The organism is Bradyrhizobium sp. Leo78 (assembly GCF_059512425.1).
In genome coordinates this window covers 1-398 of sequence record NZ_JCAMOT010000264.1, presented here as the reverse complement: position 1 = coordinate 398, position 398 = coordinate 1, and the positions used below count along the sequence as shown (strand labels likewise).

1 pseudogene is annotated in these 398 nt (G+C 58.5%); it reads right to left on the bottom strand.

Going from position 1 to position 398, the window contains the following annotated elements:
• Window positions 1-316 precede the first annotated feature (316 nt).
• Window positions 317-398: pseudogene (locus tag AC5ZG1_RS44600) on the bottom strand (ThuA domain-containing protein); the annotation flags it as partial.

Genomic DNA, 398 nt, shown 5'->3' with positions numbered 1-398 from the left:
GAATTGCTCAGTCTCGGTCGGCCGGATGGGCCAAGTACGCCGCCATCAATCTGAAATCATATTTCATTTACGGAATGAATAACTTCGGGGGCGCGCCGCATTGCTGTCGGCGCGCAAGAATTGCGATCAGTATTTTTGGCCACATTTCGGGGAAGCGCAAGTCCCCTCGCAACAAGAGATACTCGCCGGCGGGCCATGGTCTCTCATGAAAACATCGCCGATGCTGAGTCCGCGTGCGGGGGTGAAAGACGGGTCGAGATCATTGGCTCGACCCGGAAAGGGCCAGGGTGAGGCAGTCAGTCGCAGGAGCTTCTTTTCACCGCGCCGCCCAATTCGCACCGCGCCGGAAGATCGTCTTCATCTCCGGCACCTCGAATTCCTTGGCCTGGTGGCCGAGC